Source organism: Pseudosulfitobacter pseudonitzschiae (genome assembly GCF_900129395.1).
GTDB classification, from domain to species: Bacteria; Pseudomonadota; Alphaproteobacteria; order Rhodobacterales; family Rhodobacteraceae; genus Pseudosulfitobacter; species Pseudosulfitobacter pseudonitzschiae.
Genome location: NZ_FQVP01000005.1, coordinates 193,855 through 210,935 on the forward strand (window position 1 = coordinate 193,855; position 17,081 = coordinate 210,935).

Genomic DNA, 17,081 nt, shown 5'->3' on the forward strand with positions numbered 1-17,081 from the left:
CTGGACCTTGTGCGCGCGATGGGGCATAGACGAGACAAAGCTTTCGGAGGCCGAAATGGGTATTCTCAAATCAATGTTGCGCGCGGTGACGTGGTGGAACGGGCAAACCCTGAACACGCAGCTGTTCACCTGGCGCAAGGGCACCAAGGTCGGCGAAGATGCTGAGGGCAATATTTTTTACCGCAACGCCGACGACAGCAAACGTTGGGTGATCTTCAACGGCGAAGCAGAGGCTTCTCGGATTGATCCCAACTGGCACGGTTGGCTGCACCATACGTGGAGCGAAACGCCCACAGACAGACCGCTGGTGCACAAGCCATGGGAAAAGCCGCATCAGGAAAACCTGACAGGCACCGCGATGGCCTATGCGCCCGCAGGGTCGATCCGGCGCGTTCAGCCGGCGGACCGCAGCGACTACGAGGCGTGGAGCCCCGAATAAATGGCCGAAAACACAACAGAAGTTCTGGTGGGCGGCGTTGTTCTGGCCGCCGCGGTTGCCTTTGGCATTTATGCCGCTCAGGCGGCGGGCCTTCGTTCGGGCGGGGACAGCTATCCGCTGCATGCCAGCTTTCGCAGCCTTGAAGGTGTCAGTGTCGGCACCGACGTGCGTCTGGCGGGGGTCAAGGTGGGCACCGTGTCAGGCGTTGCCCTGAACCCTGAGACCTTTCGCGCCGATACCACCGTCGATGTGGCCAAAACCATCGAGATCCCCGACGACAGCGCCATCGTGATCAGCTCCGAAGGGTTGCTGGGCGGAAACTTCGTTGAAATCGTCCCCGGTGGATCGCCGTTTTTCTTTGAGCCCGGCGATCAGTTCACCGATACCCAAGGGGCCGTGTCCCTGATTTCCCTGCTGTTGAAGTTTGTCGGCGGCGGCGGCGACAGCGACGGAGCATCCGAGTGAAACATCTGCTTGCAGCGGTATGCCTTGCAGCCTTTGTGCTGCCCGCGGCGGCGCAAGAGACAGCAACCGCCCGGGGCGCTGTTTTGCGCGGGCTGGACACGTTCAACGGTCATGTCACCGATATGGAAGTGGCCGCAGGTCAAAGCGTGCAATTCGGCCGCCTGAACATCGTGCTGCGCGAATGCCGCTATCCGGCAGGCAATCCGGCAGGCGATGCCTATGCCTCGCTTGAAATCAGCCAGCAGGGCCGCGAGGGCGTGATCTTTTCCGGCTGGATGATCGCCTCATCCCCTGCGCTGAGCGCGATGGAACACCCGCGCTACGACGTCTGGGTGCTGCGCTGTACCACCGATTGAAGCGATGCGGGGGGCAGCTCTGTAAAGCTGGCCTGACCCGTTAATGCCTTTGTCAACATCTTGTGATATTCCGCGCGCGAGACTTCGATCCCGCCCAGTGACGCCAGATGGTCGGTCAGAAACTGTGTGTCGAACAGAGTAAAGCCGCAACGTTGCAGGTGATCGACACAAGCGCCCAAGGCCATCTTTGACGCATTGGTGCGCCGCGAGAACATGCTTTCGCCAAAAAACGCCGTGCCCAGCGTCACACCGTACAGGCCCCCCACCAGTTCCTCACCTTCGTACAGTTCAAAGGAATGGGCGTGACCCATCTGGAACAACGCATTGTAAAGACTGCGAATCTCGGCGTTTATCCATGTCTCGGCGCGGTCGGCGCAGGCATCGACCGTGCCCAGGAAATCGGCATTGATTGCGACGCGCCAGTCGCTGCGGCGCATCGCGCGGGCAAGGCTGCGGGACATATGAAACCCGTCCAGCGGCATCAACCCGCGTTTGCGCGGATCGACCCAGAAGATGTCCGGGTCGTCGCGGTGTTCGGCCATCGGAAAGACCCCGATGCTGTACCCGTGCAAGAGAATCTCGGGTGTGAGATTCATTATGCAGGCTGCAGATGCGTCTCCAGCCAGTGTTCCAGCCAGTGAATGTTGTAATTGCCCGAATGGATGTCCGGCTCTTGCAGCAGTGCATCGAACAACGGGATTGTGGTGTCCACACCGTCCACGATCAGCTCGCCCAAGGCGCGGCGCAGACGTGCCAGTGCTTCGGGCCGGTCACGGCCATGTACGATCAGCTTGCCGATCAGGCTGTCGTAATAGGGCGGGATCGAATAGCCGTCGTACAGCGCCGAATCCATCCGCACCCCCAAACCGCCGGGCGCGTGGTACTGCGTGATCCGGCCCGGACAGGGGGAAAAGTTGGGCAGACGCTCGGCGTTGATGCGCACTTCGATGGCGTGTCCGTTGATCTTCAGGTCGTCCTGAGTGAAAGACATCGGCAAGCCTGCAGCCACGCGGATTTGTTCGCGCACCAGGTCGACGCCGAAAATCCCTTCGGTCACAGGGTGTTCCACCTGAAGGCGGGTGTTCATCTCGATGAAATAGAACTCGCCGTTCTCATAGAGAAACTCGATTGTGCCCGCACCGATATAGTTGATGTTGGCACAGGCGTCGGCACAGATCTTGCCGATGCGGTCGCGTTCTTCCTGGGTGATGGTGGGGCCGGGGGCCTCTTCGAACACCTTCTGGTGGCGCCGTTGCAGCGAACAGTCGCGTTCACCCAGGTGCACCGCGTTGCCCTTGCCGTCGCCGAACACCTGAATTTCGATGTGGCGGGGCGTGGTCAGGTATTTCTCGATATAGACTTCGTCGTTGCCAAAGTTCGATTTGCCTTCGGCGCGGGCGGTCATGAAAGCGCGTTCCATCTCGGCGGCGGACCCGGCGACTTTCATGCCCTTGCCACCACCGCCGGCAGTTGCCTTGATGATGACCGGATAGCCCATTTCGGCACCGATACGCTTGGCGTCTTCCAGCGTGTCGACGCCACCCTCCGAGCCGGGAACGCAAGGAACACCCAGCTTTTTCATCGTGTCCTTGGCGGTGATTTTGTCACCCATGACACGGATATGGTCGGCTGTGGGGCCGATAAAGGTCAGGTCGTGGTCCTGAATGATCTGCACAAAGGCAGCGTTTTCGGACAGGAAACCATAGCCAGGGTGAATCGCCTCCGCTCCGGTAATCTCGCAGGCGGCGATGATCGACGGGATCGACAGATAGGACTGTGTCGACGACGGTGGGCCGATGCACACGCTTTCGTCGGCCATGCGCACGTGCATCGCGTCGCTGTCGGCGGTCGAATGGACCGCAACGCTGCCGATGCCCATTTCACGGCACGCACGGATGACGCGCAGGGCGATCTCTCCGCGGTTGGCAATCAGGATTTTATTGAACATTGTCAGATCCTTATTCCAGGATCACAAGCGGTGCGCCAAATTCGACCGCCGCGCCATCATCCACCAGGATACGCTTGACAGTGCCGGCGCGGGGGGCCGGAATGTGGTTCATGGTTTTCATAGCCTCGACGATCAGCAGCGTGTCGCCTTCGGCGACGGTGGCACCGACCGAGATGAACGCGGGCGCGCCGGGTTCGGCTTGCATATAGACGGTGCCAACCATGGGCGAGGTGACCGCGCCGGGGTGATCTGCGGGATCTTCATTGGCGGCGGGGGCGGCCGCTGCGGCAGCGGCAGGCGCGGCAGCAGCCGGGGCCGCGGAAATCTGGGCCGGTGCGGGCGCATAACCTGCGACGGGCGGGTGTTCGCGTGTGACGCGCACGTTCAGGCTGTCGTCTTCGGCATAGTCGCGTTTGACCTGAAGCTCTGTCAGATCGTTTTCGCGCAGGAGTTCGGCCAGCGCCTTGATAAAGGCCACGTCGTCGTCGTGTTTGTTCTTTGTCATTGTCGTCCTCGACCTCTTGTCAGGGGCGTTGAACGCCCCCTGTTCTGGGGTCGGGTTATAGGCCAGATGTACCCCATTGGAAAGCATGGCTTTGCCGGTTTGGTGCATGTGCGCCTGCATGCCATCGTTGTGCGCGTGGCTGCGGGGTGGCGACGCGGTCGTTGGCAAGGTTGCGGACGGGTTCAGGACGGTCAATGGCGCGGGCTTCAAACGCGGTTGCGGGCGCCGTTGTGACACAGCGCCCGCAACCCAGATAATCCCAGCCCAAAGGCCTTAGGCGACGAGGAGTACGTCGCCCGGCGTCATGAAGTTGTCTCCGGTCAGTTCGCCCGGCTGTACGTCAAGGAAGGTCACGGTGATACCGTCGGCGTTGCTAAAGCCGCTCATGCCGCCCAACCCAAGGTCCTGGTAGAGACCCGACAGGTCCAGTACGGCATTGCCCCCTGTATAGGTCAGGTGCGCCAGTACATCGGCATCGCTGAACGCAGGCAGACCGTCATTCAATCCGCCGGGTAGGCTGACCACATCGCGCACAGCGTCGAAATCGGTGATGATATCGGCGCCGCTGTTGCCGGCAAAGATAAAGACATCGCTGCCCGATCCACCGCTGAGAGTGTCGTTGCCGCGTCCACCGTCGATCTGATCCTCGCCGGTGCCGCCGAACAGGGCGTCGTTGCCGTTGCCCCCGTACAGGCGGTCCTTGCCGCCGTCACCGTACAGCGTGTCATTGCCGTCGCCACCGCGCAGCACGTCCTTGTTGTTGCCGCCCATCAGCGTATCGTTGCCACCGTGACCGTTCAGGACGTCACGGCCCTGGCCACCCATGAACACGTCGTTGTTTACGCCGCCGTACATCACGTCATTGCCGTTGCCGCCGCGCACTTCCGAGGCAAAAACCGCCGGGTTGTCGTAGTTGTCGCTGCTCAGATCGTCCTGCACCGCGCTGTAGAAATCGTTGCCGTCGCCCAGGAACACACGGTCCAGCGTGCCCGCGTTCAAAACGCGGTCATCGCCGCTTCCCATGCGCAGGGTGCCAGCCACGTCACCGCGCATTGTATCGGTTGCGAAGTTCTGGAAGTAATCGTCACCACCGCCCATGCGCACGTCGCCGCCGATGCTGCCATAGTTGTCGATCAGGTCACTGCTGTTGCCCAAGGTGACGTCGCCGCTGATCAGTCCAAGATTGTTCAGATAGTGCTCGCCCTGGCCGATCATATCGAGGTCGCCGTAGTTGGCTGCCCCTGTTTCCATGAAAAAGGCCGCGTCGCCGTCACCTTGTCCAAAGAACCCGCCGGTGATCGAGGCGTCGCTGGTAAGGGTCGCTTTGTAAGCGATCTGGTTCACTGTTCTCGAAGTGGCGATGTCGCCGAAATAAGTCACGGTGTACGGAAATGAGCCAAGCGTAACCGTGGTCGGGTCGGTCAAGTTCTTGCCGGGAGTGAAGGTAACGTAGGAAAGATGTGCCATCTGTGGGCTAACCCTTTTGCGAGTGTGAATAGAAAAGGGGGAGACGGAGGGCATCTTTCGGGGTCCATGACCCCGTGCACGTCATGATGAACGGCCCAAAATTGTTGGTAGAACCCTGCCGGACGGCAGAATTCTTCAATAAAAATATCATTGTGTTCAACCCCCAGGTCAATGCCATGATTTTGCCTTATTTTAAGGTGGCGGCCTAGGGAAAACAGTAAGTGTTTCCAAATCAGTGACAAAGACGGGGATCGTTTGTGATCAGGCATAAAAAAACCGGCCGCAGGGGGCCGGTTTCTATCCTTGGTTGAATTGGCTGAGGTCAGATCGCCAGATACTCTTCGCGCAGCGCTTTGTTTTCCAGCACTTCGGCAGCGGTTCCGTCAAAAACGATTCCGCCAGTGTCCAGAATCACCGCGCGGTCGGCCAGTTTCAGCGCCCGCACCGCGTTCTGTTCGACGATCACGGTGGTGATGCCCTGTTCCTTGATGATGCGCAGGGTCTTTTCGATTTCGTCAACGATGACCGGCGCCAGGCCTTCGTAAGGTTCGTCCAGCAACAACACCTTGATGTCGCGGGCCAGCGCGCGGGCAATCGCCAGCATCTGCTGTTCGCCGCCCGACAGGGTCACGCCCTCTTGCATCCGCCGTTCGCCCAAGCGCGGAAACAGATCATAGAGCCGCTCGATCGACCAGCCGATCGGTGGTGCGATCTGTGCCAGCTTCAGGTTTTCCTCGACCGTCAGGCCGGGGATGATCCGGCGGTCCTCGGGCACCAGGCCCAGACCGGCTTGCGCGGCTTCATAGCTGGACATGTTGTGCAGCGGTTTGTGATCCAGCCAGATCTCGCCCTTGCGCACCTCGGGGTCGCCGATGCGTGCAATCGACCGCAGGGTCGAGGTTTTGCCCGCCCCGTTGCGGCCCAGCAGGGCCAGGATTTCGCCCTCGTGGACGTTAAAGCTGACGCCTTGCACGATATAGCTTTCGCCGTAATAGGCGTGCACGTCCCAGACCGACAGAAAGGCCGGGGCAGTTGCCGCGTGGTTGGCGTTCTTCGAGAAGTCGGGTTGTGTGTTCATCCGGCCCGTCCTTATGCTGCCTGGGTTTCGCCAAGGTAGGCTTCGCGCACCTTGGGGTGCCCCTTGATGTTGTCGGGTGTGTCTTCGACCAGCGGTGTGCCCTGCGCCAGCACGGTGATCCGCTCGGCCAGAGAGAACACCACGTGCATGTCGTGTTCGATGATCGCGATGGTGATGTCGCGCTCGTCCTTGATCTGTTTCAGCAGGTCGATGGTGTTGTTCGTGTCGGCCCGCGCCATGCCGGCGGTGGGTTCATCCAGCAAAAGCAGACGGGGTTCCTGAGACAGGCACATCCCGATCTCCAACCGTCGCTTGTCACCACGCGACAGGGAAGCGGAATGCATATGGCGTTTGTCGACCATGTTCATCTCTTCCAGCATATGTTCGGCGCGGTTCACGATATCGCGGTCGTTCAGCATGTTGGTCATCGCATTCAGCCCGAATGATCCGTCGCGCTTGGCAAAGCAGGGGATCATCATATTTTCCATCACCGTCAGATCGCCAAAGATCTCGGGTGTCTGGAACACGCGGCTGATGCCCATCTGGTTGATTTCATAGGGTTTGCGCCCCAGCACGGATTGCCCGTCAAACAATACGGACCCGGTGTCGGGGATCAGCTTGCCCACCAGGCAGTTCAGCAGCGTCGACTTGCCTGCGCCGTTGGGGCCGATGATGGCGTGAACGCTGTTTTCCGCGATGCTCAGGTTCACGTCCCCCAGCGCCTGCAACCCGCCAAAGCGCTTGCCGACATTTTTGACTTCGAGAATACCCATTGTTTCTCTCCTTTATTCGGCAGCAGTGTTGCGTTGTTCGGCAGCGTCGGCTTCGGCCTCGGCGGTCGAACGTTTGGGGTTGCCAAAGATCATGCGTCCCAGACGTTTGCCGCCCTCGACCAGCCCGCCGGGCAGGAAGATGATGACGACCATGAACAACAGTCCCAGCGTCAGGTGCCAGCCCTTGCCCACGAAGGGGTGAATGATGGTGACCAGGAAATCCTCGACGCCGTCAGGCAGGAAGCCCAGCCATTGATGCAGCACCCCGTCGTTGATCTTGCTCAGGATGTTCTTGAAATACTCGTTGAACCCTGCTCCCAGGATCGGTCCGATCAATGTGCCGACACCGCCCAGGATCGCCATGATCACGATCTCGCCCGAGGCGGTCCAGTGCATCCGTTCGGCACCCGCCAGCGGGTCCATCGACGACAGCAATCCGCCGGCCAGACCAGCATAGATACCAGAAATGACAAAGGCTGCCAGCGTGTAGGGCTTGGTGTTCAGCCCGGTGTAGTTCATCCGCTGCTGGTTCGACTTCACCGCCCGCAGCATCATCCCAAAGGGCGAGCGGAAGATGCGGATCGAGATATAGAAAGAGATCAGCATGATGATGCCGCACAGGTAGTAGCCGGCGTTGAAGGTGAACAGCCAGTCGCCCAACCGCAGTTCGTAGCTGTCGCGCATGGCGATGCCAAAAAAGTTGGTCACCGGCAGCGATCCGTCCGCAGTGGTCGACTGGCCCAGCACGCGCGGATCGGTCAGCAGCAGTTGCAGCCCGGTTTCACCATTGGTCAGGTTGAAGTTCGACGTGGGGTTTCCCAGCACCGAATAGGCCAGGTTGTACGACATCTGTGCAAAGGCCAGCGTCAGGATCGAGAAATAGATGCCCGACCGGCGCAGGCTGACGTATCCGATGGCCAGCGCAAAGATGCCCGCCACCACCATCGACAACAGTATGCCGGGGATCACGTTCATGCCCAACAGCTTGAACATCCACACCGCTGAATAAGAGCCGACACCCAGAAACGCCGCGTGGCCGAAGCTGAGATAGCCGGTCAAGCCGAACAGGATGTTGAACCCGATCACCAGAATGCCAAAGATCACAAAGCGTTGCATCAGGTCGGGGTAGCCTGCGTTGAACATCTGCGCGAGGCTGGAGCCCTGAGGGAAGGGGTTCAGGATGAAGGGGGCCAAGGCCACCATCGCCAGAACCACCATGAACAGGGTAAAGTCTTTTTTGGTCAGTCCAAGCATGTCTTACTCCTCCATCACGCCACGACGGCCCATCAGGCCACGGGGGCGGGCGAGAATGATGATGATCGCCACAACATAGATGATGATCTGGTCGATACCGGGCACGATTGCCTTGACCTCGTTCATCGAGGCAAAGGCTTCGAGGATGCCCAGCAGGAAACCGGCCAGCACGGCACCGGGCAGCGACCCCATGCCGCCGACGACAACCACGACAAAGCTGAGCACAAGGAAATCCATGCCCATGTGATAATTGGGCGAGTTGATGGGCGCGTACATGACCCCCGCGAGCCCTGCCACGGCGGCGGCTATGCCGAACATGATGGTAAAGCGGCGGTCGATGTTGATGCCCAAAAGGCCCACGGTTTCGCGGTCGGCCATGCCTGCACGCACCACCATGCCGAAGGTGGTGAATTGCAGGAATGCAAAAACCGCACCGATGATGACGGCAGCAAAGGCAAAATAGACCATGCGCCAGTAGGGGTAGATGATCGCATTGGGATCAAATCCGATCAGCACCCCGAAATCGAACGACCCGCGAAACGCCTCGGGCGCACCTGTGGGGATCGGGTTGGCCCCGTAAAACGCCTTGATCACCTCTTGCAGCACGATGGCCAGACCAAAGGTGACAAGGATCTGGTCGGCATGGGGGCGTTTGTAGAAATGTTTGATCAGGCCGCGTTCCATGATGAAACCGATGGCGACCATGATCGGAATGGCAAAGAGTATCGCCAGCGGCACCGACCAGTCGATCAGGGTCGCCCCGACCTCGGGGCCGAACCAGCTTTCGACATAGGGCGTGCTGATCTTGGCAGGATTTCCCAGGAAATCGGTCTTTGTCGGGTCCTCGACGATGGTGGACAGGGTCAGGATACGTTGCAGGGTGACGGCGCAAAAGGCACCGATCATGAACAGCGCCCCGTGGGCAAAGTTGACCACACCCAGCGTGCCAAAGATCAGGGTCAGGCCCAGGGCGATCAATGCATAAGCAGAGCCCTTGTCCAAACCGTTGAGAAATTGAAGGATTATCTGATCCATCGTCCCACTCGTTTGATTATACAGGAAAACTGCCCTCTTGCGGGGCAGGGTGACGCGGGGCAGGCGGTTGCCCGCCCCGCGCGTTGAGCGGTCTTAGGCGCCGGGGTTGCACGATCCCAGTGCGCCGCCCGAGAACATCGGGTGGTCGACGGGATAGGTAACCTGCTCGGTCGGTGTGACTTCGACGATTTCCACGAGATCGAATTCGTTCTCGGGGTTTTCCTTGCCGCGCACGACAACGACGTCCTTAAAGCACTGGTGGTCGCCGGCACGGTACAGGGTCGGGCCGTTGCCCAATCCGTCGAACTCAAAGCCTTCCAGGGCTTCGACAACGGCGCAGGGGTTGAACGAACCGGCACGGGTGACCGCGTCAGCATACAGCAGCGTCTGCGCATAGCAGGTCTGGGCCGCCTGGCTGGGCGGGAAGCCGTATTTTTCGCCGAAGGATTTGACGAAAGCGTTGGTGCCCGTGTAGCGGTCGCCTTTTTCGTTCTCCAGCTTCCAGTCCCAGTTTTGCGAACCCACGATGCCGGCGATGTTCTTGCCTGCACCCTTGGCCATCAGCTCGGAATAGAGCGGCACGACGATTTCAAAGTTCTTGCCGTTGGCTTGCTTTTCACGCAGGCCGAACTGAACGGCGTTGGTCAGCGAGTTGACCATGTTCCCGCCGTAGTGGTTCAGAACCAGAACATCGGCACCCGAGTTCAGGACCGGCGCGATATAGGACGAGAAGTCGGTTGCGGCGAGCGGCGTGCGCACTTTTTCGACTGTGTCCCAGCCCAAAGCCTCGGTCGCGGCTGCAATCGATTCTTCCTGCGTCCAGCCCCATGTATAGTCGGCCGTCAGGTGATAAGCGCGGCGATCCGTGCCATAAAGCTGCTCAAGCACGGGGGCGAGGGCAGCGGCGGACATATACGCGTTAAAGAAGTGGCGGAAACCGTTGGCTTTCTTGTCTTTGCCGGTGGTGTCGTTCGAGTGGGTCAGACCCGCCATGAAGATCACGCCAGCTTCCTGGCACAGACCTTGCACAGCCACAGCCACGCCAGAGGACGAGCCGCCCGAGATCATGATCGCGCCGTCTTTTTCGATCATCGACTTGGCCGATGCGCGCGCAGCGTCCGATTTGGTTTGTGTGTCGCCAGTGACAAAGTTGACCTTCTTGCCCAGGATACCCGTGCCGTCCAGAACCTTGGACGAGAAAGTGCTGAGCATCCCGCCGTCGCCTTCACCGTTCAGGTGTTCTACGGCCAGCTCGAATGCACGCAGTTCGTCCGCGCCTTCATCGGCATAGGGGCCGGATTGGGGCACGTTAAAGCCCAGCGTGACCGTGTCGCCGGTCGGCGCGTTGGTAAAGCCTGCGTGGCTGGCCGCACTCAGATACGTCGGCAGCGCAAGGCCCGCCCCGGCGATTGTGCCGGTCTTGAGCACGCCGCGACGTGTAAAGTTCGAATTGGACATGAAATCCTCCCAGTTGTTGAATTGCGCCCCGCCGACTCCTCCGTCCGCACGCAGCGCATGCACCACGCCTGTTGATGCGCTGTGCAAATATGTTATCGCCTGCTTTTGGAAAACTTCGCAATAACCCCCTTGAAATTCACGATTATTTTGTAAACAAATGAACAGAAATCATTAACACGATGTAAAGATTCTTATGTCGCGTTGCAGAAAGCCCTTGATAAGGCGCAACAAAGAGATGGGGGCGGATGATGAACAGGGACTCGTTGACCGGCAGTCGCATCCGCGAGCGGCGGGTGATTGCAGGTCTGAAACAGGCTGATCTGGCGCAACAGGCCGGAATCTCGGCCAGCTATCTCAACCTGATCGAGCACAATCGCCGCAGAATCGGCGGCAAACTGCTCTTGAACATCGCACATGTGCTGGGCGTCGAGCCGTCGGCGCTGACCGAAGGGGCCGAGGCCGCATTGATCGCGGCGCTGCGCGAGGCGGCCAATGATGGGGGGCTGGGCGTGGCCGAGGTTGAGCGGGTCGAGGAGTTCGCAGGCCGCTTTCCCGGCTGGGCCGAAGTGCTGGCCGGGGCGCACCGCCGTGTGCTTTCGTTGGAACGCACGGTAGAAACCCTCAGCGACCGGCTGACCCATGATCCGCAACTGGCCACCTCGATGCACGAGGTTCTGTCGACTGCTGCCGCGATCCGGTCGACCGCGTCGATTCTGGCCGATGACACCAGCATTTCGCCCGACTGGCAGGCACGGTTTCACGCCAATATTGATCAGGACAGCCGTCGTCTGGCAGACAGTGCCAAGGCCCTCGTGACCTACCTGGATGCGAACCCCCAGGAGACGGCCCATGTCTCGCCGCAGGAAGAGGTCGATGTCTTTCTCGAAGCGCATGGGCACAACTTTGAGGGGCTGGAGGCCGGCACGCAAACGGTTGACGCCGTGCTGGCCCGGGCCCCGCAACTGGTGTCGGTCGCGGCACAGCATCTGGCGCGACAGGTTCTGGGTCAGATCGAGGCTGACGCCCGTGCGGTCAGCCGTGCGGTGCTGTCCGAGGCGATCAAACACATCGGCATTGATCCGGTGGCGCTGGCGCAGGAATTCGGCGTGTCGGTGGCGCGCATTCTGCGAAGGCTGGCAGCCCAACCGGGCACACCGCGCGGGCTGGTTGTCTGTGACCGTGCGGGCAGCCTGGTGTTCCGGCGTCCGGTCGAAGGTTTCTCGATCCCGCGGTTCGGGGCCTGTTGCCCGCTTTGGCCGCTGTTTCAGGTCTTGCAGCACCCGGGGCAGGTGCTGCGCGAACGGGTTCAGCAGCAGGGCCGCAACGTGGCATCCTTTGACTGCTTTGCCGTGGCCGAGCCTGTGGGGCCTGCCCAGTATAATGCACCGCCCCTTGTGCATGCGACCATGCTGATCCTGCCGGTCAACGCCCCGGATCACGGCCAGAACGCTGGCCGCCCGGTGGGTGCCACCTGCCGTATCTGCCCGCGCGAGGCCTGCGCAGGCCGGCGCGAACCGTCTATCCTGAGCGCAGGCTTTTGACAGGCCATGCTTTTCGATCAATAGTCTGTGAATAAAAGGAGCGCCGCGCGCAGCACTGCCGCGCGGCGACGTGGCACAAAAGTGCGACGGGGGCCGTTCGGGGAGGAATGGACACCAATGGACAAGCACGTACTGCTGGTCGAAGACGAAGTGAATATCATCGAGGCCATGCGCTTTTTGCTGACGCGCGACGGCTGGAAGGTGGGCACACATTCGGATGGGGCCACTGCCGTTTCGGCGATCCGCGATGCGCGGCCCGATCTGGTGGTGCTGGACTATATGCTGCCGGGCAAAAGCGGCATCGAGATTTTGACCGAACTGCGCGCCTTGCCCGATTTCGCGGGCCTGCCGGTGCTGATGTTGACCGCACGGGGCCAGTCGCGCGACCGTGATCTGGCGGAACGGGCAGGGGTCAACCGGTTCATGACCAAGCCGTTCTCGAACGCCGAAGTGTTGAACGCCGTGCGCGATCTGGTGCGGGCCTAGGCGATGGCGCGCGGGCCGTCCTCTCCGGTGTTCCTGGAACGGCGCAGCTATCGCCGCCGCCGTTTGCAGGACGCGCAACGGTTGTTGCCGGTGCTGGGGATGCTGCTGTGGATGGTGCCGGTGCTGTGGCCGACGCGGGACGAGACCGGGCACGTCACAATGTCCGCGGCCATCTATTATGTCTTTGGCGTCTGGTGCCTGCTGATCGGGCTCAGTTTCGGGCTTTGGCGCGGATTGAAACGCAAGGTGGACGAGGGAACGGAGCCACCGGCGGGTGATCCCTGATGGCGTCGCTGAACCTGCTGGTCGGCGTCAGTCTGGTCTATGTGGCATTTCTCTTTGCCGTGGCCTTTGCCGCCGAGCGTGCCGCCGTGCGCGGGCGCAGCGGCTGGTTGCGCACGCCGCTGGTCTACACGCTGTCGCTGTCGATTTATTGCACCGCCTGGACCTTCTACGGAGCTGTTGGCTATGCCGCGCGCTCGGGGATGGAATACGTGACCATCTACCTTGGACCGTCGCTTGTGATGATCGGCTGGTGGTGGGTCTTGCGCAAGCTGGTGCGCATCGGGCGCAGCCAACGGGTGACTTCGGTCGCTGACCTGATCTCGGCCCGCTATGGCAAGTCGAACACGCTCGCCATCATCGTCACGCTTATGGCCGTGGTCGGCGTGACGCCCTACATCGCGCTTCAACTGCAATCCGTGACGCTGGCCTTGTCAATCTTCTCGGGACCGCCGGACGCCGAGGGACTGAACGGGTTGAACCCACTTTCTGCGGGATTCTGGGTTGCCGGAGGGCTGGCCGTCTTTACCGTCCTGTTCGGCACCCGCAACCTGAATGCCAACGAACGTCACGACGGCGTGGTCATCGCCATTGCCGTCGAAGCGGTGGTCAAACTGGTCGCGCTATTGGCCGTGGGCATTTTTGTGGTCTGGGGCATTGCGGGCGGCATCGGCCCGATGATGGAACGCATCGACGCCAGCGCGCTGGGCACATGGGAGCTGGACCGCAGCCGCTGGGCCGCGCTGACCGTGCTGTCGGCGGCGGCGTTCCTGTGCCTGCCGCGCATGTTTCAGGTTTTGGTGGTTGAAAATGACGACGAACGCCATGTGCAGATCGCCAGCTGGGCCTTTCCTGTCTACCTGCTGCTGATGAGCCTTTTCGTGGTGCCCATCGCCGTGGTTGGCCTGAACCTGCTGCCTGCGGGGTCGAACCCGGATCTGTTCGTGGTCAGCGTGCCGCTGGCGCAGGGGCAGACCGGCCTTGCCGTGCTGTCGTTTCTGGGTGGATTTTCCTCGGCCACGTCGATGGTGATCGTGGCCACGCTGGCGCTGTCGACGATGGTGTCAAACCATGTGGTCATGCCCATCTACCTCAGCCTCAAGTCCGGCGGTGCCAGCATGTCGGGGGATGTGCGCAACGTGATCCTGCTGGCGCGGCGGCTGTCGATCCTGCTGATCATCGCGCTGGGTTATGTCTATTACGTCTTGTCCGGCGGCAGCGGCGCACTGGCGGCCATCGGCCTGATTTCATTCGCAGGCGTGGCACAGTTCCTGCCTGCGATGCTGGGCGGCATCTTTTGGCGGGGCGCGACCCGGTTGGGGGCATTGTCGGGTCTGTGCCTGGGGTTCGCGATCTGGGTCTATGCGTCGCTGTTGCCCAGCTTTGGTCAGGACGCGGTGCTGCCTGCGTCCTTCTTCGAGGTCGGCCCTTTTGGCATCAACTGGCTGCGCCCCTATGCGTTTTTCGGGATCGACGGCATGGACCCGACCGTGCACGCGGTGTTCTGGTCGCTGTTGATGAACACGTGCGTGTTCATCGTGGTGTCGTTGTTGACCTTCCCCAAACCACTGGAGCGGCTGCAAGGCGCGCAATTCGTCAACGTCTTTGATCATTCGGGGCAGGCGCGGGGCTGGCACGCGTCGGTTGCGGCCTCGGAGGACCTGATGATCATGGCGCAGCGCATCCTTGGCGCCTCCGAAGCGCAGGCGCTGTTTCGCACGGCAGCGCGCGAACAGGGGATGACCGGCCATCTGCCCGAACCGACCCCTGCGTTTCTGGAGCGGTTGGAACGAGAACTGTCTGCCTCTGTGGGCACCGCCACCGCACATGCGATGGTCAGCCAGATGGTCGGCGCGGCCTCGGTTTCGGTAGAAGATCTGCTGGCGGTGGCGGACGAATCCGCGCAGATGCTGGAATATTCCAGTCAGCTTGAAGCGAAATCCGCCGAGTTGAGCCGCACCGCAGGTCAGCTGCGCGAGGCCAATGAAAAGCTGACGCAGCTTTCGGTGCAAAAGGATGCCTTTCTGGGGCAGATCAGCCACGAGCTGCGCACGCCGATGACCTCGATCCGCGCCTTTTCAGAAATCATGCGCGATGCAGAGGGGCTGAGCGTTGCCGAGAAGACGAAATATGCCTCGATCATTCACGTCGAGGCGATCCGTCTGACCCGGCTTCTGGATGATCTGCTGGACCTCAGCGTGCTGGAGAACGGTCAGGTCAGTCTGAATTCGGCCACCGGACCGCTGGAGGCGGTCCTGGACCATGCCGTGATCACGGCACAGGCCAGCGGTGACGGACGCCTGCGGGTCACGCGCGATAACGTGGCCGGGGACACGATGGTGACCACCGATCTGGACCGGTTGGGGCAGGTGTTCATCAACCTGATCACCAACGCCCAGAAATATTGCCGCGCGGCCGCACCGCATCTGGAGATTTCGGTGCACGCCGATGCGAAGCGGCTGGCGGTCGAGTTTCGGGACAACGGCACGCCGATCCCCGACGCTGCGCGTGCGTTGATCTTTGAAAAATTCGCGCGCGTGGCCGAGGGCGACGGGTCCGGTGCCGGGCTGGGGCTGGCGATCTGCCGCGAGATCATGGCGCGGTTGGGTGGCGACATCACCCATGTCCCACAGGCGGCTGGAAACGTCTTTGTGGTGCAGATCCCGCGCCGCCAGGTGTTGGCAGGTCAGTAATCGACAGGCCTTACGCGCGGCATGCATCTAAAGCCAATGGTAACCATTATTGCGCTAGGACGGAGTAATCCACATCCAGGGCAGGGGTGCCATGAGCGCAAGCGATCCGACTCCTTCGGTTCTGCGTCGCAAGACGGCGGCAGGACAACAGCAGCATCAGGCACGGTCGGTGACCGTGGCCAAAGCGATGCGCCTGTCGATTGCCAAGGTGGGACTGGATGTCTTTGACATGGCGATTCAGGCAATTGGCCTGCTGGTCGAGGACCGCAGCCAGGAGGTGTGCATCGACATGATGGATGCGGCCAACCTGTTGGTCCTTCTGGACGGCCCACAGGGGCGTGTGGGGGCTGCAATGATCGACGCGGCGCTGGTCGGCGGGGTGATCCAGCAACAGACGATGGGGCGCGTGGTGCCATCGGCAGGCGCGCCGCGTGCGATGACGGTGACAGATGCGGCCATGTGCGCGCCGTTGCTGGACGCGCTGTTCGACAAGGCATCGGCCGCAGTCGAAGACGAGGCCGATCGGTTGCTGTTGCGCGGTTTTACCTTTGGTGCCCGTTCGGAAGAGCCGCGTTTGGTGGGGATGGCACTGGAAGATGCAGAGTATCGCGTGATCCGTCTGACGTTGGACCTGGCCAAGGGCGTGCGTCAGGGCGATCTGGTGCTGTTTCTGCCGCTGGTGGCAACACATGATCCAGACGGCGGCGGACTGGACGGCAGCGACGAGGAAGGGGAGGCTGACAGTAGTCCGCGCAATATGACCGATGTCGTGATGCACCTTGAGGCGGAGCTGATGGTGCAACTGTGCCATGTGCGGATGAACCTGTCGGACCTGACCAGGCTGGCGCCCGGTGACACGGTCCTGCTCCCGCCCGGCACCTTTCCTGCGACGCGGATCATGGCGCAGTCGGGCAAATGTCTGGGAACGGGGACGCTGGGACAGGTGGATGGTCAGCGCGCGTTGAAGATTGACCGCGAACCGGCCCATGCCAAGCAGCCCCAACGCCGGCTGTCCGACCAACCCGATGTTGAAATGCCTGCCGTGGCGCGGATTGACATGGGACAGGGCGGGGTGCCGGACATGACCGACATGGGCCAGATGGAGATGCCGGACACCATGCCTGTGGCTCTTCCATCGGAGATCGAGGATATGCCGTTGCCGCCGATGGACGACATGCCGGACCTGAACGCCTTGCCAGAGCTTGACGATCTTCCGGATCTCGCGGACCTGCCCGATCTGGGTGACCTGCCAGAAATCAAATCGGCCTGACCGACCGTCTGGATCGCTGGACAGGTTGCTC

General features: G+C 61.2%; 17 protein-coding genes. 8 read left to right on the forward strand and 9 right to left on the reverse strand.

Features of this window, described 5'->3' with window-relative positions; translation table 11 throughout:
* Nucleotides 1–55: 55 nt before the first annotated feature.
* Genes BUC08_RS15495 through BUC08_RS15505 form a run of 3 tightly spaced genes read left to right on the forward strand, consistent with a single transcriptional unit; the run spans nt 56 to nt 1,260 of the window.
* Nucleotides 56–439, forward strand: a complete 384-nt coding sequence (locus BUC08_RS15495; RefSeq protein ID WP_037925864.1) for an NADH:ubiquinone oxidoreductase subunit NDUFA12 — start codon at nt 56–58, stop codon at nt 437–439.
* Nucleotides 440–904: an outer membrane lipid asymmetry maintenance protein MlaD gene (gene mlaD, locus BUC08_RS15500; protein WP_037925861.1), complete on the forward strand. Its 465-nt coding sequence runs from the start codon at nt 440–442 to the stop codon at nt 902–904.
* Complete coding sequence (locus tag BUC08_RS15505; RefSeq protein ID WP_037925858.1) at nt 901–1,260, forward strand: DUF2155 domain-containing protein; 360 nt, start codon at nt 901–903, stop codon at nt 1,258–1,260. Before mlaD ends, BUC08_RS15505 begins: the two co-directional genes overlap by 4 nt.
* On the opposite strand, the gene aat is transcribed toward BUC08_RS15505, so the two are convergent.
* The 9 genes from aat to BUC08_RS15550 form a co-directional block, all read right to left on the reverse strand.
* On the reverse strand, nt 1,224–1,856 hold the full coding sequence (aat, locus tag BUC08_RS15510; RefSeq protein WP_037925855.1) for a leucyl/phenylalanyl-tRNA--protein transferase: 633 nt from the start codon (nt 1,854–1,856) through the stop codon (nt 1,224–1,226). The two genes, BUC08_RS15505 and aat, sit on opposite strands and share 37 nt — an antisense overlap.
* Nucleotides 1,856–3,208: an acetyl-CoA carboxylase biotin carboxylase subunit gene (gene accC, locus BUC08_RS15515; protein ID WP_037925851.1), complete on the reverse strand. Its 1,353-nt coding sequence runs from the start codon at nt 3,206–3,208 to the stop codon at nt 1,856–1,858. The genes aat and accC overlap by 1 nt, the downstream gene beginning before the upstream one ends.
* Nucleotides 3,209–3,218: 10 nt before the next feature.
* On the reverse strand, nt 3,219–3,713 hold the full coding sequence (gene accB, locus BUC08_RS15520) for an acetyl-CoA carboxylase biotin carboxyl carrier protein (RefSeq protein WP_037925846.1): 495 nt from the start codon (nt 3,711–3,713) through the stop codon (nt 3,219–3,221).
* A gap of 273 nt (nt 3,714–3,986) precedes the next feature.
* Nucleotides 3,987–5,180, reverse strand: coding sequence for a calcium-binding protein (locus BUC08_RS25120; protein ID WP_051694276.1), 1,194 nt, complete (start codon nt 5,178–5,180; stop codon nt 3,987–3,989).
* A 322-nt stretch (nt 5,181–5,502) separates the two neighbouring features.
* On the reverse strand, nt 5,503–6,258 hold the full coding sequence (locus BUC08_RS15530) for an ABC transporter ATP-binding protein (RefSeq protein WP_028958086.1): 756 nt from the start codon (nt 6,256–6,258) through the stop codon (nt 5,503–5,505).
* 11 nt (nt 6,259–6,269) lie between these two features.
* Nucleotides 6,270–7,031: an ABC transporter ATP-binding protein gene (locus tag BUC08_RS15535; RefSeq protein WP_037925842.1), complete on the reverse strand. Its 762-nt coding sequence runs from the start codon at nt 7,029–7,031 to the stop codon at nt 6,270–6,272.
* A 12-nt stretch (nt 7,032–7,043) separates the two neighbouring features.
* Entirely contained in the window at nt 7,044–8,285 is a 1,242-nt protein-coding gene (locus tag BUC08_RS15540; RefSeq protein ID WP_037925839.1) for a branched-chain amino acid ABC transporter permease, read from the reverse strand.
* 3 nt (nt 8,286–8,288) lie between these two features.
* Nucleotides 8,289–9,320 (reverse strand): branched-chain amino acid ABC transporter permease, encoded by a 1,032-nt coding sequence (locus BUC08_RS15545; protein WP_037925836.1) that lies wholly within the window; start codon nt 9,318–9,320, stop codon nt 8,289–8,291.
* Nucleotides 9,321–9,413: 93 nt separating this feature from the next.
* Complete coding sequence (locus tag BUC08_RS15550) at nt 9,414–10,778, reverse strand: substrate-binding protein (protein ID WP_037926337.1); 1,365 nt, start codon at nt 10,776–10,778, stop codon at nt 9,414–9,416.
* Between the two features lie 248 nt (nt 10,779–11,026).
* Between BUC08_RS15550 and BUC08_RS15555 the strand changes: the two genes are divergently transcribed.
* From BUC08_RS15555 to BUC08_RS15575, 5 genes are all read left to right on the forward strand, one after another.
* On the forward strand, nt 11,027–12,319 hold the full coding sequence (locus BUC08_RS15555) for a helix-turn-helix domain-containing protein (RefSeq protein ID WP_037926335.1): 1,293 nt from the start codon (nt 11,027–11,029) through the stop codon (nt 12,317–12,319).
* Between the two features lie 117 nt (nt 12,320–12,436).
* Nucleotides 12,437–12,805: a response regulator transcription factor gene (locus tag BUC08_RS15560; protein ID WP_037925833.1), complete on the forward strand. Its 369-nt coding sequence runs from the start codon at nt 12,437–12,439 to the stop codon at nt 12,803–12,805.
* 3 nt (nt 12,806–12,808) lie between these two features.
* Complete coding sequence (locus BUC08_RS15565) at nt 12,809–13,090, forward strand: hypothetical protein (RefSeq protein ID WP_037925830.1); 282 nt, start codon at nt 12,809–12,811, stop codon at nt 13,088–13,090.
* Nucleotides 13,090–15,780, forward strand: coding sequence for a sensor histidine kinase (locus BUC08_RS15570; protein WP_037925827.1), 2,691 nt, complete (start codon nt 13,090–13,092; stop codon nt 15,778–15,780). The genes BUC08_RS15565 and BUC08_RS15570 overlap by 1 nt, the downstream gene beginning before the upstream one ends.
* Nucleotides 15,781–15,871: 91 nt before the next feature.
* Nucleotides 15,872–17,050, forward strand: a complete 1,179-nt coding sequence (locus BUC08_RS15575) for a FliM/FliN family flagellar motor switch protein (RefSeq protein ID WP_037925823.1) — start codon at nt 15,872–15,874, stop codon at nt 17,048–17,050.
* The last annotated feature ends 31 nt before the right edge of the window (nt 17,051–17,081 follow it).

Coding starts and splice junctions, on each gene's coding strand:
- BUC08_RS15495 (WP_037925864.1), top strand. CDS start 56: ATGGGTATTCTCAAATCAATGTTGCGCGCGGTGACGTGGTGGAACGGG.
- mlaD (WP_037925861.1), top strand. CDS start 440: ATGGCCGAAAACACAACAGAAGTTCTGGTGGGCGGCGTTGTTCTGGCC.
- aat (WP_037925855.1), bottom strand. CDS start 1,856: ATGAATCTCACACCCGAGATTCTCTTGCACGGGTACAGCATCGGGGTC.
- accC (WP_037925851.1), bottom strand. CDS start 3,208: ATGTTCAATAAAATCCTGATTGCCAACCGCGGAGAGATCGCCCTGCGC.
- accB (WP_037925846.1), bottom strand. CDS start 3,713: ATGACAAAGAACAAACACGACGACGACGTGGCCTTTATCAAGGCGCTG.
- BUC08_RS25120 (WP_051694276.1), bottom strand. CDS start 5,180: ATGGCACATCTTTCCTACGTTACCTTCACTCCCGGCAAGAACTTGACC.
- BUC08_RS15530 (WP_028958086.1), bottom strand. CDS start 6,258: ATGAACACACAACCCGACTTCTCGAAGAACGCCAACCACGCGGCAACT.
- BUC08_RS15535 (WP_037925842.1), bottom strand. CDS start 7,031: ATGGGTATTCTCGAAGTCAAAAATGTCGGCAAGCGCTTTGGCGGGTTG.
- BUC08_RS15540 (WP_037925839.1), bottom strand. CDS start 8,285: ATGCTTGGACTGACCAAAAAAGACTTTACCCTGTTCATGGTGGTTCTG.
- BUC08_RS15545 (WP_037925836.1), bottom strand. CDS start 9,320: ATGGATCAGATAATCCTTCAATTTCTCAACGGTTTGGACAAGGGCTCT.
- BUC08_RS15550 (WP_037926337.1), bottom strand. CDS start 10,778: ATGTCCAATTCGAACTTTACACGTCGCGGCGTGCTCAAGACCGGCACA.
- BUC08_RS15555 (WP_037926335.1), top strand. CDS start 11,027: ATGAACAGGGACTCGTTGACCGGCAGTCGCATCCGCGAGCGGCGGGTG.
- BUC08_RS15560 (WP_037925833.1), top strand. CDS start 12,437: ATGGACAAGCACGTACTGCTGGTCGAAGACGAAGTGAATATCATCGAG.
- BUC08_RS15565 (WP_037925830.1), top strand. CDS start 12,809: ATGGCGCGCGGGCCGTCCTCTCCGGTGTTCCTGGAACGGCGCAGCTAT.
- BUC08_RS15570 (WP_037925827.1), top strand. CDS start 13,090: ATGGCGTCGCTGAACCTGCTGGTCGGCGTCAGTCTGGTCTATGTGGCA.
- BUC08_RS15575 (WP_037925823.1), top strand. CDS start 15,872: ATGAGCGCAAGCGATCCGACTCCTTCGGTTCTGCGTCGCAAGACGGCG.